This window comes from Paenibacillus sp. EB106-06-01-XG199 (assembly GCF_058791575.1).
Genome location: NZ_JBYTDQ010000005.1, coordinates 478,571 through 502,619, shown reverse-complemented (window position 1 = coordinate 502,619; position 24,049 = coordinate 478,571). Strand labels below are relative to the sequence as shown.

The 24,049-nt window shown below is 46.4% G+C and carries 18 protein-coding genes and 1 tRNA gene; 2 read left to right on the top strand and 17 right to left on the bottom strand.

All coding sequences use genetic code 11. From position 1 onward, the window contains the following. Positions 1-35: 35 nt before the first annotated feature. The 7 genes from AC3WT9_RS20805 to lon form a co-directional block, all read right to left on the bottom strand. Positions 36-725 (bottom strand): CpsD/CapB family tyrosine-protein kinase, encoded by a 690-nt coding sequence (locus AC3WT9_RS20805; protein WP_492407916.1) that lies wholly within the window; start codon positions 723-725, stop codon positions 36-38. Then, positions 706-1,482 (bottom strand): YveK family protein, encoded by a 777-nt coding sequence (locus AC3WT9_RS20800; RefSeq protein ID WP_492407915.1) that lies wholly within the window; start codon positions 1,480-1,482, stop codon positions 706-708. The genes AC3WT9_RS20805 and AC3WT9_RS20800 overlap by 20 nt, the downstream gene beginning before the upstream one ends. A 99-nt stretch (positions 1,483-1,581) precedes the next feature. Further along, positions 1,582-3,582, bottom strand: coding sequence for an S-layer homology domain-containing protein (locus AC3WT9_RS20795; RefSeq protein ID WP_492407914.1), 2,001 nt, complete (start codon positions 3,580-3,582; stop codon positions 1,582-1,584). Between the two features lie 140 nt (positions 3,583-3,722). Continuing rightward, positions 3,723-4,505 carry a tyrosine-protein phosphatase gene (locus tag AC3WT9_RS20790; RefSeq protein ID WP_492407913.1) on the bottom strand — a complete coding sequence of 261 codons (783 nt, stop codon included), beginning with the start codon at positions 4,503-4,505 and terminating at the stop codon, positions 3,723-3,725. A gap of 103 nt (positions 4,506-4,608) precedes the next feature. Further along, positions 4,609-5,196: a non-ribosomal peptide synthetase module gene (locus AC3WT9_RS20785; RefSeq protein ID WP_492407912.1), complete on the bottom strand. Its 588-nt coding sequence runs from the start codon at positions 5,194-5,196 to the stop codon at positions 4,609-4,611. Positions 5,197-5,361: 165 nt separating this feature from the next. Further along, on the bottom strand, positions 5,362-6,045 hold the full coding sequence (gene yihA / locus AC3WT9_RS20780) for a ribosome biogenesis GTP-binding protein YihA/YsxC (protein WP_492407911.1): 684 nt from the start codon (positions 6,043-6,045) through the stop codon (positions 5,362-5,364). Positions 6,046-6,057: 12 nt separating this feature from the next. After that, positions 6,058-8,421, bottom strand: a complete 2,364-nt coding sequence (gene lon / locus AC3WT9_RS20775) for an endopeptidase La (protein WP_492407910.1) — start codon at positions 8,419-8,421, stop codon at positions 6,058-6,060. 538 nt (positions 8,422-8,959) lie between these two features. Between lon and AC3WT9_RS20770 the strand changes: the two genes are divergently transcribed. Next, positions 8,960-10,012 (top strand): acyltransferase family protein, encoded by a 1,053-nt coding sequence (locus AC3WT9_RS20770; protein ID WP_492407909.1) that lies wholly within the window; start codon positions 8,960-8,962, stop codon positions 10,010-10,012. Positions 10,013-10,318: 306 nt separating this feature from the next. On the opposite strand, the gene AC3WT9_RS20765 is transcribed toward AC3WT9_RS20770, so the two are convergent. The 10 genes from AC3WT9_RS20765 to AC3WT9_RS20720 all read right to left on the bottom strand — a co-directional run bounded on the left by AC3WT9_RS20765 (position 10,319) and on the right by AC3WT9_RS20720 (position 23,094). Beyond that, positions 10,319-10,525 (bottom strand): hypothetical protein, encoded by a 207-nt coding sequence (locus tag AC3WT9_RS20765; RefSeq protein ID WP_492407908.1) that lies wholly within the window; start codon positions 10,523-10,525, stop codon positions 10,319-10,321. Positions 10,526-11,210: 685 nt separating this feature from the next. After that, a complete protein-coding gene (locus AC3WT9_RS20760) occupies positions 11,211-11,681 on the bottom strand; it encodes a hypothetical protein (protein ID WP_492407907.1) in 471 nt (156 codons plus the stop codon). 1,270 nt (positions 11,682-12,951) lie between these two features. Then, a complete protein-coding gene (locus AC3WT9_RS20755; protein ID WP_492407906.1) occupies positions 12,952-13,386 on the bottom strand; it encodes a VanZ family protein in 435 nt (144 codons plus the stop codon). A 58-nt stretch (positions 13,387-13,444) separates the two neighbouring features. Next, positions 13,445-15,157 (bottom strand): ATP-dependent protease LonB, encoded by a 1,713-nt coding sequence (gene lonB / locus AC3WT9_RS20750; protein WP_492407905.1) that lies wholly within the window; start codon positions 15,155-15,157, stop codon positions 13,445-13,447. A gap of 1,082 nt (positions 15,158-16,239) precedes the next feature. After that, the gene (locus tag AC3WT9_RS20745; protein ID WP_492407904.1) at positions 16,240-16,902 is read right to left on the bottom strand and encodes a hypothetical protein; all 663 of its coding nucleotides are present in this window, start codon (positions 16,900-16,902) and stop codon (positions 16,240-16,242) included. 482 nt (positions 16,903-17,384) lie between these two features. Further along, complete coding sequence (ispG, locus tag AC3WT9_RS20740) at positions 17,385-18,524, bottom strand: flavodoxin-dependent (E)-4-hydroxy-3-methylbut-2-enyl-diphosphate synthase (protein ID WP_038600570.1); 1,140 nt, start codon at positions 18,522-18,524, stop codon at positions 17,385-17,387. A gap of 101 nt (positions 18,525-18,625) precedes the next feature. Further along, positions 18,626-19,882, bottom strand: coding sequence for an ATP-dependent protease ATP-binding subunit ClpX (clpX, locus tag AC3WT9_RS20735; RefSeq protein WP_341379659.1), 1,257 nt, complete (start codon positions 19,880-19,882; stop codon positions 18,626-18,628). A gap of 12 nt (positions 19,883-19,894) precedes the next feature. Beyond that, positions 19,895-20,485 (bottom strand): ATP-dependent Clp endopeptidase proteolytic subunit ClpP, encoded by a 591-nt coding sequence (gene clpP / locus AC3WT9_RS20730; RefSeq protein ID WP_038595829.1) that lies wholly within the window; start codon positions 20,483-20,485, stop codon positions 19,895-19,897. Between the two features lie 289 nt (positions 20,486-20,774). Then, on the bottom strand, positions 20,775-22,103 hold the full coding sequence (gene tig, locus AC3WT9_RS20725) for a trigger factor (protein WP_341095840.1): 1,329 nt from the start codon (positions 22,101-22,103) through the stop codon (positions 20,775-20,777). 97 nt (positions 22,104-22,200) lie between these two features. Next, positions 22,201-23,094, bottom strand: a complete 894-nt coding sequence (locus tag AC3WT9_RS20720) for a hypothetical protein (RefSeq protein ID WP_492407903.1) — start codon at positions 23,092-23,094, stop codon at positions 22,201-22,203. A 173-nt stretch (positions 23,095-23,267) separates the two neighbouring features. Between AC3WT9_RS20720 and AC3WT9_RS20715 the strand changes: the two genes are divergently transcribed. Beyond that, positions 23,268-23,341: transfer RNA gene (locus tag AC3WT9_RS20715), tRNA-Arg, on the top strand. The last annotated feature ends 708 nt before the right edge of the window (positions 23,342-24,049 follow it).

The window sequence follows — 24,049 nt, the reverse complement described above, 5'->3', positions numbered from 1 at the left end:
CCTCCAAAAATAACAATTTGATCTATAGAACAATGTCAATTTCCATAGTAGTAGTAATAGTAGCCTTCGCTGGCTTTCCTTTTGACATTATTCAGCACCACTCCCAGCATTTTCGCACCCACTCGATCCAGATTCCCCTTTGCTTTAGCAGCAATATCCCGTTTAACCTTGCCGTAACTCACTACCATAATGACACCATCACTCTTTGAGGCAACAATTTGTGCATCTGTAACTGCTAGCAAAGGAGGCGTGTCAATTAATACAATATCAAATCGCTGGCGCAGTTCCTGCAGAATAGCGCTCATACGATTGGAAGCTAACATTTCAGCAGGATTAGGAGGAATTGGCCCCGAGGTCATAAGCGATAAATTATTAACCCCTGACTCCTGAATCACTTCCTCGAGATTTGACTGTTGAGATAATAAAGAGGATAATCCCACCCGGTTGCTTAGCGAGAACGTCTTATGAGCTGTAGGTTTGCGTAAATCACTATCAATTAAAAGAACTTTTTTATCCGATTGGGCATAAGCTGCTGCCAGGTTAGCTGAGACTGTAGACTTCCCTTCTTCCGGACCCGATGAAGTGACCATAATAACCTGAATCTGCTCGTCCACAGAGGAAAAATCTATATTGGTACGTAATGCCCGAAACGCCTCCGATACCGGTGATCGTGGGTTCGTAACAGTTATCAGATGACGTTGTTGTTTATTTGGCTGCTGTGACATGCTCTAGTTCCCCCGACTTTCTGACTTGTGTCTGAGCTTGTGCCTCAGTACCCTTGGCTTCATCTTGTCCAACTCTTGTGATCATCGCAATAGTTGGCAATCCCAGGTAACGCTCAATATCCGCTTCAGTCTTCAGCGTATCATCCATGTATTCCAGAAGAAATGCAATTCCGAGACCAATCATTAAGGAAACAATAAATGCAATAGCAAGGTTCATCACTACATTCGGTTCCACAGGTCCTGGTTCTACAGATGGGTTAACCTTAGCCTCATTAAGAATGGATACATTCTGAACATTGAATAATGACGGGATTTCCTGTTTGAACACAAGTGAAATGGCATTCACGATTTCTGCGGCTCTCTGATATGAATTATCTCGAACGACAAGTGTCATCACCTGCGTATTATTTACGGAACTCACGTTTACTTTATTTAACAACTCCTCCGCAGTGATATTAAATTGCGGATAGTTCTTGGCTACGACGTCTAGAATCGCCGGTGTCTTAATAATTTCCTTGTACGTGTTAATCAGCTGTATGTTCGTGTTGATCTGGTTAAGATCAAGTTGACCTACCGTAGATTGTGTAGGCGTCTGATTCACAATAATCTTCGTAGAAGCTTCATATACGGGATTCTTAATATACAAACTGTATATTCCGGCAAGAATACAGACCACTATTACTATACTGACAATCATCCAAAGTCTTTTCCTTACGATCTGGAAATAATCGCGAAGATCCAATTCTTGTGCTGACAAGTGAATTTCCCTCCAAGCTGTTTCTGTAATATTTCAATTCACGCTAAAAAAGTGCCCCCTCTCACGTAGACGAGAGGAGGCTCTCCACTTGCTTATTACTTACTTGAAGTTAATAGTACGGTAGATAATTACTGCAGCTTCTGCACGGCTAGCTGTGTTTGTAGGATTGAACTTACCAGCGTCACCAATTACCAAGTTGTTACTAGCTGCAAATGCTACTCCATCTTTCAAAGTAGCGCTAATCTTAGCTGCATCGGAGAATTTGCTCAAAGCAGAAGCATCCGTTTTTGCATCCGGGTGAGTCAATTTCAATGCACGGGAGATCAGTGTTGCCATCTCAGCACGGGTAATTGTTGCTGTTGGATCGAATGTAGTAGAATTGCGGCCTTGGATAATCCCCTTCTCTGCAGCAACAGCCACGTAAGGAGCATACCAAGCAGTTGAGCTCACATCAGTGAAGTTTTCAGTTGCTGTGCTATTCTCCAGGTTCAATGCACGAACCAGCATCTTGGCGAATTCAGCGCGAGTAACATTGTTCTTAGGAGCAAATTTACCATTTCCGATACCTTCAATCGCGCCCTTAGCAGCTACGACTTGAATTTGTCTTCCAGCCCAAGCTTGAACTTTAGCAATATCACTGAAGCTCACCTTGTTCTCAAGAACAGCATAGGAAGAGAATGTGTCTCGTGGTTCAACGATATATTCACCGTCAAGCACGCCGCCTTGGAATTGCAAATTACTATAAACCACTTTTGCTACAGACAACAATTCTTTGTCAAGACCAGTAGTATCCTTAAGTGGAAGCTTAATAGTCAATGGTTGCTTGAACGTTGTTGTTGGAACGTTCTTCACAGTAAATCCGAAATCATATACACTTGACGCCAGTTTCAGCTTAGTAATAGATGTTACGGTAGTATCAGCAGCTGTTGTAACTGTCAGGGCAACCTCTGTATTAAATTGAGCCATCGGAATTGTTACTGTCAGGCTGTTATAGGTCACACCCATGTTGGCAATACCTTTAGCCGTCGCAGCATCAACGATCACTTTGGATAGTGGAACTTCTACAGTCGACACTTTAATTGGACCAAGATCAAGCGTCAGTGTCAACGGACCGGTATAACCTACAGCTTTTGCAGCTGCAACCAATTTATCAAACGCCGCAAGGATGTCAGCATCAACCAATTTAACTGTGGCTTTATCACCTGTAATCACAACGTATTTGGACGCATCAAATATTGAGGCTTTGGCAAAAGCTTCAGCAGGAGTCAATGTAGTTGTAGTAGTGCCACCACCAGCAACGCCACCGCCGCCACCATTTCCAGATCCCGGATTATAACCCAATCCAAATGCAGAAATGTAAGCAAGAGCCAATTGAGTTGCAGCTTCTTTATCGGTTGTAAGTTCTGCTCTTACTGCATTAACAGAAGCCTTGATATCCGCTTTGGAAACTCCAAGATTAGTAAGCACTGTACTTACAGTGTATTTATTAGCACCTGCAGTTGCTCCCAGAACAACATCGATCGCATCATCGAATAATTTTTCTTGAGCACTTGGGTTCTTAGCAAGCGCAACCAACTCAGCTGTGGTCTTGTTGCTCACCAAATTCTTAAGAGATGTTTCCACACCAAGTACAAAATCAATTACATCGTCAACAGTTAGATCCGCTACACCTGCATCTGCTGCAATTTGTTTCAAGACTGCAATGTACGCTTCGTTATTTCGGATATCTTTCAGATCAGTGTAATTCAGGTCATAATATACATTAGCAACATCGTGGAACAAATTGTACAATTCCGTTTTATTTACATCGGGCTGAAGATTGTCAAGCACCGGTGCGAACAGAGCATTAAATTTGGCAGAATCAATTTTCTCATTAATCTCAGCACGTGTAGCTCTCAGTGCTGCTCGTCCGGGATCTCCCAGATTTTTATACAACAAATCTGCACGAGCTTGTAATGCTGCATTATCTACTGATGCCGCAAATGCAACGCCACCTAGATGTTTAGCCAAACCTTGGCTGCTGAAAGGGAAGCCTGCTACAGATGCTGCTGCCATACTTACTGCTAGTGTTGATACTGCTAATTTTTTCTTCAAAGTCACTTTTCATCCACCTCTTTGTATGTAGTGTTGAATCTGTTACTGCTGTTGCTGTTAGAATAGGTCATACTAAGCCGACTCTATTCAAATAAAATGTAACAATAACCCAGTATTACCCATTCTACCACTATTCGAGAGATTGGTCACGCTTTACGAGAAAATAATCCGAAGATTTTTTGACTTTTTTTGCGGGAACCCGTATAAAGCACTCGAACTAGCTCCTCGTTGGCGATAATTCTCTGTGAATTGTGGCGAAAACAGTCAGAAACGGCTGCCCCCAGTTCTTTCTCCACAACGTTGTAAGCTTCACTGAGACCAAAGGGCCGATGACGGCTGTCATGTGCATCGGAAGCGATCACATGAACAGCGTTTCTTCGACACAGATCGAGTGAGAGCTTCTGCAGTTTGCTTCCAAAGACTCCGGCAATACTCTGTGCTGTGACTTGCCCTAGTGCTCCCAGCTCTATTAATCTTTCTAATTTGCTGGGATCTTCAGCAATTTCAGCGTTGCGCTCCGGATGGGCAATGACTGGGACAAAACCTTGAATCATAAGTTCATGGCAAGTTTCCTCCATGCTGCGTGGTACCCGAGAAGAAGGCATTTCTAGCAATATATACTTTGAACCCGCAAGCGTCAGCAACTGGCCTTGTTCCAAATCAATCAGAAGATCCCCGTATATGCGGATCTCCTGACCGGGCAGTACAAGCAGGTTAATACCAGCTTGCTGAAGTCTCTCATTCAGAAGCTGCACAGCTTGTCCAATATTTGGAGCGGGATTCATATATACTCCATTGGCATGGTGAGGTGTAGCTATTGCCGTAGAAATGCCGTCCTTCTGGGCGTCCTGTGCCATGGCGAGAGCCGCTTCCCAGTCCGCAGCTCCATCATCCATAAAAGGTAAAATGTGGTTATGGATATCTATCATATACTTTTTATTCTTCCTTTTCTAGCTTTATTGTATAGAATTTTCGCAAAAACACAACCATCTCACTGGGGAATAATCGCTAGAATCAATGTGTAATTTATTCCTATAATTCCAATTCTATCAAACGTTGGTTTATCGCTGCAAGTTTACCGTCAATTCCACCTATCTTTTTATCGTTCTGGACGGTAAGTCTGCAATCTAATAAACTATCAATTTCGAGGCGCAGCGCTGCAATCTCGCGTTCTATAACGTCAGACTTAAAGAGAGTCATCATCTCCGATAAGGACTGTTTGTGTTGATAGATCAGCTTGCTGCCATTAGCAGTAAGCTCTGAAATCCGGCGGACCGATCCACTCTCATAATAATACTCCATTGTGAATCCTTGAAAAATCCTATTCACTGAACCAGACCCCTTATAAGTGACAAAAAGCTTGCGGACTGCATTATTCAGATGAGGGTTCACCACCCGGCAGGAAAACGTGCAGATATAGAGATGCCCCCGGCGTTCCACATTGAGGCGAATCGCTTCTCCCCCGTTTTCCTCCAGTACAATCTCCTGTTCTCCACCTCCGAGGACCTTAACACGGTGGCTGATAAAGCAGGTATCGGCTGTGAGCAGAAACTGGTTCATCTGAAATTCTGTCATTTGCAAAGTAGTATTTACATATTCCGTCGCCAATCGCTGAGCCATAACCATCCCTCTATTCTTATAGCAATCATTAGATTGATTATACAACGTAGAGCGGCGGGTTCCTCTCATGCTAGAGCAGGCTAAAGACCATTGCTCCCTCTTATAGCGTGGGAATGGGAGGATAGGTGAAGAATTCGCATTGATCCTATGATATACGCATATTTTCTATAGATCAGGACCAACTTTTTCTTCAGAGGTATCCTCAGACTGAGATGCTTCTCCGGGTTCCTGGCTTTCCTGCTCATCCGCTAGCTCTTCTTCAGAAGGAAGGCAGTATCTCTCAATCAGTTCCCACAGTTCATCTTTGCCGAGGCCCAGCTCCGAGGAAAAGGAGATGAAATTATCACCCGGCAATACGCCGAGCTCCTGTTTCATAATTTTGATATGTTTTGGCCAGCGGGTCTTGGGAATCTTGTCCGCTTTGGTTGCCACTACGCAGAGTGGCAGATCATAATGCTTCAGCCAATCAAACATCATTTTGTCATTACTGGTTGGTGGGTGGCGCAAATCCACTATAAGCAGAATAAGCCTTAGCGTATCCCGCTCAGCCATATACTTTTCGACCATTTTCCCCCATGAGGCACGTTGGGTTTTGGAAACTTTGGCATACCCGTAGCCCGGGAAGTCAACAAAATACATATCTTCGTTGACACGGTAATAGTTCATATGCTGTGTCTTGCCCGGTGTGGAGCTGGTACGGGCCAGATTTTTGCGGTTAATCATCCGGTTGATCAGGGAGGACTTCCCTACGTTGGAGCGCCCTGCCAGAGCAATCTCTGGCAAGGCGTCAACTGGGTATTGATCAGGGCCTACGGCGCTGATGATAAATTCGGCATTGTTAACTTTCATAGGACTTCCTTTCTAATGCACACTACTCGGCGCTTCACTGCTAATTTCTGTATGATGTTCAACAAGCGCATGCTGCAGCACCTGATCCATATGGGATACAGGCACAAACTCCACATCGTTGCGTACGCTCTCCGGGATATCCTTGAGGTCGCGCTCATTGTCCTTCGGAAGAAGGATTTTTTTGTAACCGGCACGGTGGGCAGCCAGCGATTTCTCCTTGAGCCCGCCAATCGGCAGGACACGCCCGCGCAGCGTAATCTCACCCGTCATTGCCACGTCTTTAGATACATATCGTTTGGTCAGTGCGGAGATCAACGCAGTAGCAATGGTGATCCCTGCAGAGGGGCCATCCTTCGGTATTGCACCTTCAGGGATGTGAATGTGAATATCATTCTTCTCATGAAAATCCGGTGCCAGTCCCAGCTCCTCCGCCTTTGAACGGGTATAGCTGAAAGCAGCCTGTGCCGACTCCTTCATCACATCACCCAACTGTCCCGTAAGCGTAAGCTTGCCAGTGCCCTGAACAACCGTCACTTCGATTAGCAGCGTGTCGCCGCCAACCTCGGTCCATGCCAGCCCGGTTACAGTGCCAATCTGATCCTCCAACTCCGCCATACCGTAACGGTATTTCGATACACCGAGATAGTCCTTGACCTCACCCGGCAGGATACTAACTTGTTGCTTCTCATCGGATACAATCTGCTTCGCTGCTTTGCGGCATAGTGCCGCGATCTGCTGCTCCAGATTACGCACCCCGGATTCCCGGGTGTATTCGCGGACAATCTTCAGCAGGGTGTCATCTTCAATAGATAGCTGTTCATCCTCCAAGCCATGATTCTTACGCTGCTTCGGCAGCAAATAACGGCTGGCAATTTGCAGTTTCTCCAGTTCTGTGTAGCCAGGAATGAAGAGCATCTCCATCCGGTCAAGCAGTGGACGTGGAATGTTATGCACAGCATTCGCAGTTGTCACGAACATAACATTCGACAGGTCGAACGGCAGCTCGACGAAGTGATCGCTGAACGTATTGTTTTGCTCCGGATCAAGCACCTCCAGCAGTGCCGCCGAAGGGTCGCCGCGGAAGTCCGCCGCCATCTTGTCGATTTCGTCGAGGAGAAAGACCGGGTTAACACTGCCCGCTGTCTTCATCCCCTGAATGATCCGGCCCGGCATTGCCCCCACATAGGTGCGGCGGTGGCCGCGAATCTCAGCTTCATCCCGCACGCCGCCCAGAGAAATGCGCACGAACTTGCGGTTCAGTGAACGGGCAATCGAGCGTGCCAGTGAAGTTTTGCCGACACCCGGAGGCCCTACCAGACAGAGAATCGGGCCCTTCAGCTTCTTGACCAGCTTTTGGACGGCCAGATATTCCAGCACCCGTTCCTTCGGTTTCTCCAGACCGTAATGATCCGCATCCAGCACCTGCTCCGCCTTCAGAATATCCAAATCATCCTCTGTCGATTCGCTCCAAGGCAGACTCAGCAGCCAATCCACATAGTTACGGATGACGCTGCCTTCCGCTGAGCTAGCCGGCATTTTTTCCAATCGGTCGATTTCCTTCTCGATCTTCTCCTGCACACGCTCCGACAGATTCTTTTCTTCCATCAGGCTGCGCAACTCATCCGCTTCACCGGCCCGGCCTTCTTTTTCGCCGAGCTCCTTCTGGATCGCTTTCATCTGTTCACGCAGATAATATTCCTTCTGGGTTTTCTCCATCTGTTTCTTCACACGCTGGTTGATCTTGCGCTCAAGTTCAAGCACTTCCCGCTCATTGTTAAGGATATCGAGCAGCTTCTCCAGGCGTTTGCTGACATCAATGGTCTCCAGAATCTCCTGCTTATCTTTAATCTTCAGCGCCAAATGGCTCGTGATGACATCGGCGAGTCTTCCCGGCTCTTCAATATCGGAGACAGCAGCAAGCGTTTCTGGGGTGACTTTTTTGGACAAAGTGATGTAGTGCTCGAATTGGCTCAGTACGGTGCGCATTAGAGCATCACTCTCCTGATCCACATCCTCCTGCTCTGGCAGCTCGCGCGCCATCACCTCGTAAAACTCCTCATTATCCATATAATGAATAATTTCGGCCCGCTCCACACCTTCCACCAGCACACGAATCGTGCCGTTGGGAAGCTTCAGCATTTGCCGCACATTCGCGACGGTACCGACCCGAAAAATATCTTCTTGTCCCGGCTCCTCAATATTCACTTCCGACTGTGAGCAGAGGAGAATCAGGTTATCTTCAACCATAGCTTTTTCCAGCGCCCGAACGGACTTCTCGCGGCCCACATCCAAATGAAGAACCATACTGGGGTACACAAGAAGACCTCTAAGGGGCAATAAAGGAAAACGACGACCTTTTGTTTTGTTTGGTATCATCGCTTTCGCACCTCCCATGGTTCTCAAGTAGTGTCATATGCATTCATTCTAACAAAAGCGGCATCAAAACACCAACAGGCTGCCTTAGTGTGTAAACGTTCTTTGTTTGATAAACAATTAATAATACTTGAAGGGTTGATGTAGAGTCTATACATAATAAGTATTTGCGGGTCCCTTGTATGGTATACCTGTCTGAAACGAGACAAATGCATAATGAAGGTCACTTCACATACATTCAGTACAACAATAGCAGCACTAGTGGACATTCATGAAAAGTAACCGATCAAAAGTCTAACTTCTAACCAAGATCTAGAGCACTAGTCACTAAAAAATCCGCAAAAAGAGCGGGCGCTTTTCGCTACCCGCCTGTCCACAGAAACATGTATCAACAACAGTGAAATAAGATTTAAGGTAAAATGCCCGATTAAATACGCAGTATTGTCCGATCTTCTTTCTACTAACTTTAAAACGATATTATTCCCACACTTCTTCCCTTCCGCTATAATATAATAATTGAAATTATGAGGAGTGTTAACAGTTGGAAAAGAGAGAAAAATGGATTGATATCGCCAAAGGTTTATTGATTGTTCTTGTGGTAATTGGACATTCTACTACTTTTGACAAAAACACAGCTATTGAATATATTTATTGGGTTCATATGCCAGCCTTTTTTATAATCAGCGGGATTTTATTCAAACCCGTAAAAACGTGGGTTGAATTTAAAAAGTCAACACTTAAAAAAATCCAACATTTTATAATCCCTTATCTCTCGTTTTTGCTCATTTTCACGATTATAAGGTACTCTTATGAAGCGTTAAACGGAAACTACAGCCTTATATGGTATATTAAAGACTTTGTAGTTGTTCTTTTCGGAGGTAGGCTGGTTGGAGGTGTATATGGTGTGTTTTGGTTTGTCACAACACTTCTCGCCACCCAGATTATTTTCTCTGCCCTGATAATGGTTATTAAACGCACCTCTCTACAGATACTAATCATTATATTTTTTTACATGATAGCACATATAGAGTCATGGTTATTACATTCAAACTCTATTTTAACGAGCATCTTGAAAATCCCTTTGAATCTTGATGTAGCACTTATATCACTAACTTACTTTGCTTTTGGATATTATTCAAAAAAGCACCTGCTACATTTAAGAAAGATACTCATTGCGCTCGCAATCAGTTTATCGATGACCTTCATCGTTTTATCTGTTATGAACAAGATTACTTATCATCTTGACCTAAAAGTAGTTTACTATAACAATTTTCTGCTTGATATTGTTATCCCAATACTAATAACAATCTCACTTCTTGGACTATGTCAAGTATTTTCTAAATACAAACTGACATGCACATTTTCACTGCTAGGGCGCTCCTCCATGATAATCATGTATTTACATATTGCTGTGAATTCAATACTTTCTTCAGTAGTATCCGACTATGGAAATACCATCTTCACCATAGTAGGCGTCACTGTTCCCGTCATCTTCTCAAAATTTTTAATTGAACGATTCAAAGTAACCCGAAAATATCTTCTTGGAGAACGAATTATTCCTCAAACTAAATATGTCCCAAATAATTCTCAATGACTCTATCTTTTTAGTCACAACTAAATAGCTATCCATACTCTATAGGCGTCTCAAGAATTCCTCAATTTTATAACTGATTAGCATACGGCCTGCGTCATTGGGATGTAGGCCATCAGGAATGGTGCCGGTTTTACTTGCTGTGAAGTCAGGAGCAATTCAACTGCTGTGTACAGATCCAATGTGGGTATGCCATACCGATCGCACACATCCTTGATCGCATTGACATAATTCTTTAACCCGCTCGTAGGACTTGTTTTTCCGGTTCGCAGCAACGGCAAGATGAAGCCAACACGTTTATCCTGATACTTAATCAGCAGGCAAACCACTACCCACAATTGCAATTTGTTGATTTACGCACGATATGTCCGCTTTATTCGCATTCGTTACACTTAGGTCCGCTTGATTGGCCGTCAGTGCAAGTTTGTTGTCCGTGTAGGCAACGTCAGCTTTTAAAGAAAAAGCAGCATTGGTCCCGGTTTGGGTCGCCTTTTCCACCAACTTTGCAATAGCCAAAACTCCCCTTATACACTTACAGTAGACGTGCCGTTCCTCCCCCGGCCTGCGCTGCCACCCAACGATTCCGATCAGCGCGAGTCCAACCCCCCAGTGTTCGGCCGCCATATCCTAACCCTGCATGTCATTTCGCCATGCCGATGACTAATCATTTTCAAAAAAGTCATTCATCCTTCTTCATAAACTTTTCTTTCCGCTTCAAGCCTATCATCACCTAAATCCACACTTCGATCATTTATAACGACACTCTCTGCTGAATACCACTTCAACAATAATTCATTAAAACGTTCTCTAACTTACTAGCTATCCAATTAGTTCACCGTCGTTATATAATTTATCCGCTTTCGTCACGAAACCTTCACGATAGTTCGAGATCGCTCATCATCTTCAATGGCAATCACTCTCCCCAAAGCAGTAATATATTGAGGCACGTAGGTTCCGCTACTGATATGCCCTTAATTCCGGTCTCGTCTTGAATAGGGAAAATCTAAGAGCTAGGCTGCATTATAGACATTGACAGTCACTTGTTCCGCGAAAGCCACCCGGTTATACTTTAATCGTTCCGACTCAAGAGCTACTTCCCACTCGGGCAGTCTCTCCCAGTATGAAGCCACCGACCGTGGTATTCATCATCCGATTCCCCTGCGTTGGTCACTTACCCCGAATAGTTAATTATCTCGGGGTGTCACTCTGGTTGTAGTGATGGATTTTCGATATTGCTGCTCCAAGTATCACCGCCTACATAGGTCAGAGTTGTCGATATAACGATAAAGGTAACGGTGTTTTCCCAGCTATCCGTTAACTCTCTATAACCATCAATGCCGCAAATTTTTCCTTTATCAATCATCTCACAGCTATCAGATTTACGCATATACTCCGCATAATCGGCTCCAGACGCATTGACCGTACCGCCCTCGTTAATGCTGCGACTTGTTACACTATTTGCCGGCAATCTAAGAGTTGTTACCGTAACAGATTCTCTTGTGCCATCAGCCACCGATAGTGTTGTAAACTGGCTGTTCTTTACCCCCTGAAAGGTAATGCTATCTTGTGTAGAGCCATCAGGAGCTAATAAGTAGTTTTGACCAGCTCCGGCAAAGGTGGCACTCCCAATGGTGAGATACTTAGCCAGTAAGCGCAATTTATCTGAAATCACATATTTTGCTTCAACACCAACACCGTAACGTCTCTCGATAACTATGTCTCAATTATTCGCCGCTGGACTAATAAAAACCCCATTAGATGTGAGCCTCAAGATTAAGCGCTCCTCAAATGCTCCATAAAAAATTCAACTTACCGTTATCCACATATCCACCTCGAATGATGATGTAATTGGGATAACTGAATATGTTGCAGGATGCATTATTAGGTCATAATCAGAGGTTATTACCACAAACCCTTGAGTAAGCATCGGGGTGATTATTACACATCCGTAGCTGTCTCCGATGGCTAAACTTTTCCACTAGATTATCTTCGTAGTACCCACCGATAATACTGATGTCGTTACAACGCGCCAGATTAGTTCCGTAACGGGAATTGTAGGCACTCACACCACCTTAAATTATACACCCCTCTGGTTCAAACTCTGGTCCCTGCGGAAGATCGGAATTTTTACCATCCGTATGTACACCGCCATATAGACTTGCAGTTGAAGCCTATATGATGGTGACCAATTATATCTAGTGTAGCAGTCATTAGGATAAACTGCATTCGCACGATTACCCAATAAGACGCCATGCTTTTATTGTACTCAAACGCACAGTGATTAAAAACATAATAGTAAGGAGCAAGGTCAGGAACTAACTGTGACCGCTACAATTTAACCCCACTCCTGGGGAAGTTATTCCATCCACAATTATCTGCAGTAATTCCTCTTTCTAAGAGTAATCCATCAATTCCAGGGGTAGACTCGGCTACTTGAAGAGCAGTCCAGAATAATGTGATTGATTTTTTGTATTAATTATGGAGCTCCCTAGGACAGGCATATCTTCAAACTTGATAATAGTTATTTCGCCATCTTCGTAGAACGTTTCTCCCGTGTAAACCCTACAACATTATGACCACTAGTGGCGAATCGGTTTCTGATTTAGCGATTGGAGTGACTTTGGTAGCTTATTAATTGATTTCTGTGTAGTATCTTTTGGGAACGAGATGTCTCAATCACCGCCAGTAGAGGCACGTCAAAAATTGCACTAGCTAGCCAGTTTATGACAACCTTGACTACACGAACAAATTTGTTAGGAGAATATTCTCTTCTAAATCGATTGGCAAAAATTTGTTCGATGATATTTATGGCACAACGACCCGTTTGTGGAGCGTCCAGACCAAGTGTTCATATGCTAAGCCTAAACAAAATGAGGGATGTACCAGGCTGCCATTCCATGGCTTTTTGAGACATCCCCCCTCCTCTGCTGCACAGTAACGTTCTAATTAGCCTTGCTCACATTTCGGTGCGGCTTAATCCGGTACACAGCCTGCACAACCACTGCCCCAAACACAACACCGGCAGAATCAATAACTACGTCATACAGTCTGCCGTCACGTCCAAAGTATAATTGGAGCAGCTCTGTCAGCAGGGCAAAGGCAATGGATACAAGAATGCTCAGGATGGTGCTCTTACTCCGTCTATAGAACAGGACTGCCAGCACAGCAAATCCTGAGAAATGTCCAATTTTTCTAAGAACATATCCAGTGTTGTACATTAAATCAAGACTGAAATCGAGTTTGGTCAGAACATGGAAATCAGGCCACCCCGACCAATGAAACGATGGAACGGTGCCGTTCACCCAAAAGCTTGAGTCAGAAGCACAAGTGAATACAAGCAACAGAATGGCCCATGCGATAAGCACAACAGTTTTCATTACAATACCCACTTTCAAATTACAGTGTTTATAGTATCGCAGATTTGTTATCAAAAATCTAATTTTGCATATCCCCTGCAGCGTCAGCCTTAAAGAGCGAAGGTGACGCAGAGAACGTCTCGCCGGAGACTGCAGGCAGCCTTACATCCGCGGTCTCTGCGCCGAACAGGTGACGGAATACCTCTTCCACCGTCTCCACCGGAATGACCCGCAGGGGGGCGAGGTCGGCGAATAAGGATTGCCAGTTTTCTTTCGGAATCAGCACAGTAGTTGCTCCAGCCTGAAAAGCTGCCTCTACCTTGGCGATTACGCCGCCGACTGGCTTAACACGTCCGTGAATCCCGATCTCTCCGGTGATGGCAACAGTGTTGTCAACCGGCAGACGGCGGATTGCGGAGACGATGGCAACAGCCATTGCTACTCCTGCGGATGGACCGTCAATCGGCGTACCACCGGGAAAGTTTACATGCAGATCGTAACGGTCCGGCTCCAAATTCATCGTGCGCAGGACCGTCAGCACGTTCTCTACAGATCCTTTGGCCATACTCTTGCGACGGATCGTGCGCGATCCCCCGCCAATCTCTTCTTCATCGACCACACCGGTAACGTTTAGCCGACCCTGACCGTTGGCAGGTGCAGCCGAAACTTCAATCTCCAGCAAAGTACCCATACCAGGTCCATACACCGCCAGGCCGTTGACCAGCCCTATCTGAGGCGATGATGGAATCTTGCGTTCCGTCCGTAGCGGCAACTGACTGCTGCCAGCCACCCATTCAACATCTGCTGCAGTCAGAGTGTCACGTTGTTCGGTCAAAGCCTGCCCTGCGGCGAGTTGGATCATATTGACGGCTTCCCGGCCATTAGTGGCATATTGCTGCACCACAGTCACGGCTTCCGGGCTCGGCTTCAGACCAATTTTCTGAATCGCATCACGCCCGATCACGGCGATCTCATCAGGCAGCAAAGGACGGAAATAGATTTCCATGCAGCGTGAACGCAGCGCCGGTGAAATTTCATCAGGAGAACGCGTGGTTGCTCCGACGAGACGAAAATCGGCTGGCAGACCATTTTGAAAAATATCATGGATATACGCAGGTGTATTGCTGTCCTCGGAATTGTAATAGGCGCTTTCCAGCAGCACTTTGCGGTCTTCAAGAACTTTTAGCAGCTTGTTCATCTGAATGGGGTGAAGCTCACCGATTTCATCCAGAAAAAGAATCCCGCCATGCGCCTTGGTCACAGCACCCGGCTTCGGCTGGGGCACGCCTGCCACTCCCATTGCACCGGCCCCTTGGTAGATCGGATCATGCACTGAGCCAATTAGCGGATCGGCAATTCCCCGTTCATCAAAACGGGCTGTTGTCGCATCAATTTCTGTAAATTTGGCATCACTTTTAAAGGGGGACAGCACATTTTTTTTCGCTTCCTCCATGACAACACGGGCAGCAGCAGTCTTGCCGACTCCCGGAGGTCCGTAAATGATGACATGCTGCGGATTGGCGCTGCACAGCGCCGCCTTCAGGGCGCGCAGTCCATCCTTTTGCCCGACGATATCGCCAATGGAGGCCGGACGCGTCTTTTCCGAGAGCGGTTTGGTTAGAGAAATCATCCGCATCTTCCGCAGCTTATCCAGCTCCTTGCGCGACTCACGATCCACCGCCGTCTTATTGGTCTTCTGTCCCCGCAGCAAATTCCAAAAATAAACGCCGATAACCAGCGCGAAAAAGAGCTGCACGATCATCAGCAATATGCTCAATGAGCTTAATTCCATAGGTCATCCTCCCATTTTATTCAGTCTACCTGGTCTATACCGTTGGCTACTACTAGGTAGTATAGCCGTTTCGTTCATTCGTAAACGCAGTGGGGACAGTATTTATGAAAGATTAACTAAATTTTGGATAATAATTCAGGGTTATGACCGAAGGCCAGATTAACGGGACGGTTATCTGAATTTTATAGCTGAATGTTACAGGAATGATTAAGGTGGTGATGTAGGAAAGGGTATGGGCGGATAAGATCGGTAAGGAGTTGGGCAATCGTAATGAAGGTCAGGCGCGGATCGCCTTCGTGCTAATGCTGCAACTAGGGGCACGAGAGGCCAGGTGATTGTCGTTGTTGAGGGTGATAGAGCGCAGTTTCTGACATCTATTTAGTCCTAGCTACGAGCGCTAGACCGTTGATAAGGATGTCTTGCGTTGCTATTGCGGGATGATATGATGTCTTGGTGTAGCCGCGGCCACTAGTCGTTGATATGCACCACTAAACATAGCTGTAACTGGGCGATAGTACGTTGATGCGACTTCCTCACGTAGCTGCTTGCCACTAGTCGTTGATATGCACCACTAAACGGAGCTGTAACTGTGGGCGAAAGTGCGTTGATGCGGACGTCTTGGCGTTGATGCGGCCACTAGTCGTTGATGTGCACCACTAAACGAAGCTGTAACGATAAGCCGATAGTACGTTGATGCGACTTCCTCGCGTAGCTGCGGTCACCAGCCATTGATATGCCCTTCTAAATGTTGCTGCTGCGGGCCATACATTGAGCAGCCTCACAAAAACTTTTGAACAGACTTTCCCCAAAAGGGAAATACTCCCTCTATTTCAAGATATTTAATCTATACAGCTAAAATAGAGGGATATCCTCCCTATATTTTTAAAGATTATTGTAAAATCAGCTTCTCCATTAAAGGTTAGCGGGCAAATTCCCCGCAACTTGTAAGCACGAGCATATCACAGCAAATTTATAAGTACATTTCCCGCTATCCCGTGAATTTAACTGTTCTTCGCTTACTAAAATCCTCCCATCCTATTTCTCCATGTTCGACACACCACTTAGTTTCAGTACTAGCTCTACTATTCCCAGTAACTGAGAACATTGCGCGCCAGCTCATACCTTACCCTCCGGACACCATCGCCACGTTTTGCAGGTATCAGCCAACCTTTTTCACTTAACTTATACAACATGTGCCGGGCTGTTTTAGGATCGAGTGAGAAATATTCAGCTACATCCACGGTTCCGGCCTGACGGATTACAAAACGGATAATTTCTCTCTCAACCAGCAGTAACTTCTCCACTGGAACAGCTGGTGCTATATATCTGCTCAACACCATGCGCAGTAAGGTAACACATAATTCAGGACACTGCTCCACATCATCGTAGGCAAAGGAGACGACTTGGTAACCCATTGCACACAGAAACGTTTCGCGGTTCAGCTCATTACTATATTTCTGTCTGTCCATATCCTTTACATGTGCAGCATAACCTTTGATCTCCAACAGGAGTCTGATCGTTCCCGGCAAAAATGCAAAATCAGCAAAATAGGAACGGCCGCGCCAGTCCGTGACTTCATATTCCGGATGAAGATCGCAGAAGTCACCACGCAGCGGCCACCATACATTTTGCAGAAATAATGCTTCGGCATGCCGATGCCCCCTCTCCAGCCTCCCCCTTCGCTCTCCGCTCCTAGAATCTAGATGATGCTGAATAAACTCTTCAATATTCGGCTTGTGATACATATCCGCTAATCCCCCTTTGGTTATATAAAATAAAAAACGCCCCATTTCACCGCCGGATCACCCGTGGTGCAATGGGACGTTCTACGTCACCTTGCTTCATACTATAAAAAAATTAGGAACAACTATCTATACTTAGAGGGAAATACGCCCGCTATTATATCCAGAATGCTTGTTTCTCGAGCAATAAAGGGAATACTACCCTTTAATTATTTCTAAATCTCCGATTCGTCCTAAGATGATTGTATTAAAGGGAGGAATTCCCTCTATACTCTTCATTCTCCTGAATAATAACAAATTATCGGGAGTATTTCCCCTTAGTTAATTTCAATTAGTGCAATTGTAGTATAGCCAAACTTCAGAGCAACGAGTTTCAATCAGCAGCTGGATGAAGCATGGATAAAAAAGGAAGCTTGTTCAACTGGTCAAACAGTTGCAATTTCCTTCAATTGCTATCGGCTTAGAATTTTTTAGAATAAGTTCTACTATTCTTCCGGATTACCCACGCCTATTGCAGGAGCCAGTCCGGCATGCTTGCGGCCGGGGATTTCACCCGTTGCTTCAAAGTGGGCGACGATGATGTCGATTTCCTTCTTCAGTTCGGAGACAAGCTCTGCCTCAGGAACCTTGCGGATCATTTTGCCGTAACGGAACAGCAGTCCCTCACCACGGGCACCGGCGATGCCGATATCGGCTTCACGGGCTTCTCCGGGGCCGTTAACGGCGCAGCCCAACACCGATACTTTGATCGGCACCTTCAGCTTGGAAATATACTCCTCTACTTCGTTCGCGATGGAGAAGAGGTCAATGTCCAGGCGTCCGCAGGTCGGACACGAGATCAAGGTGGCAGCATTGGAGATCAGACCAAAAGTCTTGAGCAGTTCACGCGCTACCTTCACTTCCTCAACTGGATCGGCACTGAGCGAGATCCGCACGGTGCTGCCGATGCCCATAGAGAGCAGTGCCCCGATACCTGCCGAGCTCTTCACGGTTCCTGCGAACAACGTGCCCGATTCTGTAATGCCCAGATGCAGCGGATAAGGAATGACTTCTGCTGCCTTGCGGTAAGCCTCGATAGCCATAGGTACATCCGAAGCCTTCAGGGAAACGATAATGTCATGGAAATCGAGTTCCTCGAGAATTCCAATATGATAAAGTGCGCTCTCGACCATGGCTTCCGGAGTAGGGTAGCCGTATTTCTCGAGCAAGTGGTTTTCCAGTGAACCGGCATTTACGCCGATGCGGATCGGAATTCCTTTTTCTTTGCAGGCTTTGACTACAGCTTCCACCTTGTCGCGGCGGCCGATGTTGCCGGGATTGATCCGGACCTTGTCGATACCGTTCTCAATAGCCAGCAATGCCAGCTTATAGTTGAAATGAATATCCGCTACAAGCGGAATATGAATCTGCTTCTTGATTTCCTTGATCGCAGCAGCCGCTTCTTCATTGTTGACAGTTACGCGCACGAGCTGGCAGCCCGCTTCCTCCAGCCGCAGGATTTCAGCGACCGTAGCTTCCACATCAGCGGTTTTGGTCGTACACATGCTTTGAATAGCAACCTCATTGTTTCCCCCGATAATAACTCCGCCAACATTGACAGGACGGGTCTGGTGTCTCAAGAACATGGTTTTCTCCCCCATAACGATCAAAGCTCCACCCCCACCGCTCCCGCTTTGTGAAGCGGGATAGCGGCAAAAAGGTGGAGTCTGTGAATTGTATTGTTTAATTAGGCGCTTTCTTCCTTCTTCTTGTCTTTCTTGATGCCCAGCTCAGGCAACGCCTTCTCTTGAACGACCTTCTCCGTAATCACGCAGTCCTTGATGTCATCGCGCGAAGGAACCTCATACATCACATCAAGCATAATACTCTCTATGATTGCACGCAGACCACGGGCACCCGTGTTACGTTTGATGGCTTCCTTAGCGATGGCTTCAAGCGCCAGCGGTTCAAATTTCAGCGCGACATTGTCCATTTCCAGCAGCTTGATATACTGCTTGGTGAGCGCGTTTTTCGGCTCGGACAGAATGCGTACCAGCGTATTCTCATCAAGCGGCTCTAGCGTGGAGATTACCGGCAGACGGCCGACAAACTCAGGAATGAGACCGAATTTGAGCAGGTCTTCAGGCAATACCATGGACAGGTATTCGCCTGTCTTCAGGTCCTTCTGACCTTCAACAGCAGCGTTGAAGCCGATGACTTTTTTGCCGATACGGCGTTTGATCATTTGCTCCAGACCGTCAAAAGCACCGCCCACGATGAACAGGATGTTCGTCGTGTCGATTTGGATAAACTCCTGGTGAGGATGTTTGCGTCCGCCTTGCGGTGGTACGGAAGCTACAGTGCCTTCCAGAATCTTCAGCAGGGCCTGCTGTACACCTTCACCGGAAACGTCGCGTGTGATGGACGGATTCTCGGATTTGCGTGCTACTTTATCAATTTCATCAATATAGATAATACCGCGTTCGGCTTTTTCCACATCATAATCTGCAGCCTGAATCAGCTTCAGCAAAATGTTCTCAACATCCTCACCCACATAGCCCGCTTCCGTAAGAGAAGTGGCATCTGCAATGGCAAACGGAACGTTGATAATCTTCGCCATGGTCTGCGCAAGCAGCGTTTTACCCGAACCTGTTGGACCGAGCAGGAGAATATTGCTCTTCGTCAGTTCAACGTCTTCGATCTTGCTTTGGCTGTTCACACGCTTGTAGTGATTATATACAGCAACGGAGAGCGATTTCTTCGCCTGCTCCTGGCCGATTACGTATTGATCAAGAATATCACGGATTTCCTTTGGTTTCGGGATATCCTTCAGGTCCAGCTCTTCCTCATGGCCGAGCTCTTCCTCCACGATTTCCGTGCATAGCTCGATGCATTCGTCACATATATAAACACCAGGTCCTGCTACAAGCTTACGAACCTGCTCTTGTGATTTGCCGCAAAAGGAACATTTCAATTGCCCTTTTTCATCATTAAATTTAAACATCTTACCACCCCTTTAAGATATGATCGGTGAAGAGAGTACCTGGTCAATAAGCCCATATTCCTTCGCTTCTTCCGCGCTCATGAAGTTATCGCGGTCCGTATCCCGTTCGATTTTTTCAAGGGGCTGACCTGTGCGATCCACATATATTTGATTCAGCTTATGTCTAGTCTTGAGTATCCAATCCGTGTGAATCCAGATATCGGATGCCTGCCCTTGAACGCCGCCAAGCGGCTGATGAATCATGACCTCACTATTGGTCAGCGCGTATCTTTTACCCGGAGCTCCGGCAGTAAGCAACAGCGATCCCATACTGGCTGCCATTCCTACGCAAATCGTAGAAACATCGGGTTTGATGTATTGCATCGTATCATATATACCCATGCCGGCTGTCACAGAACCACCAGGCGAATTGATGTACAGGTGAATGTCTTTTTCGGGGTCATCTGCTGCCAGGAACAACAACTGGGCAATAATCAGATTGGCGACATCATCGTCAATTGCATTGCTCAGGAAGATGATGCGATCCTTCAGCAATCTGGAATAGATATCGTATGACCGTTCTCCCCGACTTGTGGATTCCACAACCATTGGTACCAGACTCATGCCACCAACCTCTTTTCTCTATACAGATTAGTCTTTCCGTTCAGAAATATTTTAACACGTTCAAGGCGGTATGTCATTTTTTCACTGCTGAGGAAATCCGCATTGCTCATGTGCCTGCCATTATAGCGCAATTCCAGACACATTGCCAATCCTCTGTTCGGTTATGTACCTCGAAACGCCAGCACCCGATAAAAATAAGGCACGTAACTAACTTACGTGCCTTATCAACTGTCTATGGAGGCCGTACTACTGCTTGGCCGTTCTAGGTAAAATATAACTCCAGAAAAAATTACTCAGCGCTTGTTTCTTCAGCAGCTTCTTCAGTTGCTTCAACTTCTACGCTGCTGGATACGAGCAGTTCAATGGTCTTGCGCAGCGAAATTTCTTCGTTCAAGCTGCTCAGGGAACCGTTAGCTGCAAGGATGCTGCGGATTTCTTCAGGAGAACGTTTGAAGGATTCAGCCATGGAAGCGAGCTCTTGGGTCACTTCTTCTTCGGAAACTTCAATTTTCTCTTCCTTCGCGATCACTTCAAGCACCAAGTTGTTGCGGACGCGTTTTTCGGCATCGTCTTTCATTTGGCTCTCAAGATCTTCACGGGTTTGGCCGGAGAAGCTGAGGAACATATCCATGTTCATGCCTTGTTGGCGAAGACGGTTGTCGAAATCGCGAACCATGTTTTGAACTTCACTGGTGATCATTGCTTCAGGAATTTCCACTTCAGCATTAGCTGCTGCTTTGTCAACTACTGCAGTTTCACGAACGCCTTTCAGCTCTTCCTGTTTGCGGGATTCAAGCTGTGCTTTCAGATCTGCTTTGTATTCTTCCAGTGTGTCGAATTCACTTACATCTTTGGCGAACTCGTCATCCAGGGCAGGAAGCTGTTTGCGTTTGATTTCATGCAGCTTCACTTTGAATACAGCAGCTTTACCTGCAAGGTTCTCTGCATGGTAAGCCTCAGGGAAAGTAACTTCTACATCCTTGAAATCACCAGTGGACATGCCTACAACCTGCTCTTCAAAACCTGGGATGAAGGAGTTGCTTCCAAGTTCCAGGGAATGACGTTCTGCTTGGCCGCCTTCGAACTGCACGCCATCTACGGAACCGTCAAAGTCGATTACAGTGATATCGCCATTAGCTGCCGCTTCATCTTCAACAACAACCAGTTCAGCATGACGTTCTTGCAGACGTTTCAGTTCGGCATCCAGCTCTTCTTCTGTAACTTCAGCTTTTTGAACCGGAACTTCCAGGCCTTTGTACTCGCCCAGTTTCACTTCAGGTTTAACAGTGATCTTCGCTTTGAAAATAAATGCTTGACCTTTAGCGAATTGCTCGATGTCCACTTCAGGACGGTCTACCGGGAAAATATCGGTTTGCTCAACAGCTTCGCCGTAAACTTCAGGAAGAAGAATGTCGATGGCATCCTGGTACAGGCTTTCTACACCAAAACGGGATTCAAAGATCGGCCGAGGCACTTTACCTTTACGGAAACCAGGTACGTTTGCTTTCTTAACCACTTTATTAAAAGCTTTGTCGAGTGCTGCAGCTACGCGTTCTGCTTCCACTTCGACTTCAAGAACTCCAAGGTTCTTCTCTATTTTTTCCCAAGTTGCCTTCATAATATACTTTTCCCTCCAAAAATAGGTTACATATTTACCTTTAAATAATCACGCAATTCACGCACAGAATAACCATTATATTATATACAACATCGCTTTATTTATCAAGTAGAGAACTCTTTACAAATCCTTTGAGAGAACGATAGGCTCCTTCAAATTGAAAGCGCATGCCTCCCGTTATCCCGTACATCCCGCGTGTTTCTTCCTCCTGCCGCGTTCCGTTCAGGCTTTCTGATACCATTTGATGCAGCGCACCCGCCCAAATATCGAGCAGCGCATCCTCTCCGTCCAACAATTCCCGATATTCGGCCGAACCGTAAATCGACATGATAAATTGTCCCCAAAGCTCTTGGGCAAAATAATAAAGTGTAGGCTCATGAACCTCCGCCTGCTCAGCCACCCGTTCCATCACTTGGCTTACCTGCAGCGGGAAATCCTCATTTTGCAGGGGTACCGTCTCAATCTCCACAATCGACGCTTCCTGTCCGCGCATCAGCTTAATGGTTCCCTGTGCGCCGCGCCTCCGGAGGGTCTGCAGTGTACGGAATTGCAGCAGCGGATGAACGGTTGCCTTTTCCAGCCAGTCTGTCAGCGTCTCGTCGACATGTCCGCCCTCCAGATAAGAAAGCTGCTCCAGTGCCAGGATCGTCGCTTCTGACAGCGGCTCGTTCATGATACGCTTCAATAACTTATCAGGATAATCCGCATCCTCTTCCTGCTTCGATTTAGCCAGTATGCGGGCCATGTCCTCTTCCTTAAGATCCTGCTCTTCACCGGGAGCGGCATCTTTCGCATCTCCGCCCTGAGCAGCGTACGGAAAGGCCGCCTCCAGCCAGCTAAGCAGCGACTGCCATTCCTCGTAGTGCCGCTCTTCCTGACCTTGGCATTGCAGCAAAAAGCGCAGCAGTTCCATCGCTTCCCCATAACGTTCACTCTCCAGCATCACCGTGAGCTGAATCTGATAGTAATCCAGCGTCTTCGGAAACAGCACGACATTCTCTTTGGCAGGGGAATTCGAATGATTAATGAGGGCACCTCCTTTTCTCCGAACCTTAGTCAATTGTAGATTATAGCATATCCCGGCTAGGTTTCAAAAAAACAAGTTGAAAAAGTTGTCTATGTATGATAACATAATTTTTGCTTGCTTTTCGCTCAAGCTATTATGTCCCGGTAGCTCAGTTGGATAGAGCATGCGCCTTCTAAGCGCACGGTCGGGGGTTCGAATCCCTTCCGGGACGTCCTTTCAGAAACAGCCTTCCTTCGGGGAGGCTGTTTCTGCGTTCAGGCGAGCGGAGCCCGCTGCAGGCAGGCGCGTCTGAGAATTCAGTGCAGTTCGGAGTTAGAATGTCGGGAACACGATGTCAGCTGGACGTTGGCGCGTCCGGCAACGCAATGCCTTCTGACTGGTCGTTAGGCATCTAGAATTGTGAAGCCCCCGGGGGTTCGTTAGACGTCTGGAACGGCGAGCGATGCCCATTGGGGGACTACCATATCTCTGAATGAAGTCCGTTGGGTGCTGAGCGACCACAAACGAAAATACTAGTGGTTCAGTTCTGTGTCATCTCGGCTACTGCGGACTCAGGGGACGCTATTTAGTCAATTACCAGACATCCGGGGGAGTCGCGGACTCCAGGGACGTTATTTATAAGAAATTCAACCTAAATCGGGGATTTTAGCACAAATAACATCTCCTCAGTCCGGATGCGCCTAAAATCAGCCTGATCTCCAATAATTAGGACTCCTGGGTCCGAAGCGGGTGAGCAATAGCGCCTTTCGTCAGCAGATACAGATTCCGCTTGAATTCTTCCCATTGTCCTCCTTCCTTTAACACCTCAAGCTCCATGCATAAAAGAAACAACCCCGCCTGATAACAAGCGGGGCATTTGCCTATTTACCGACTGCGGTTATCTGCTGGTTAGATCCACCTACCGGCTGCGTTTATCTAC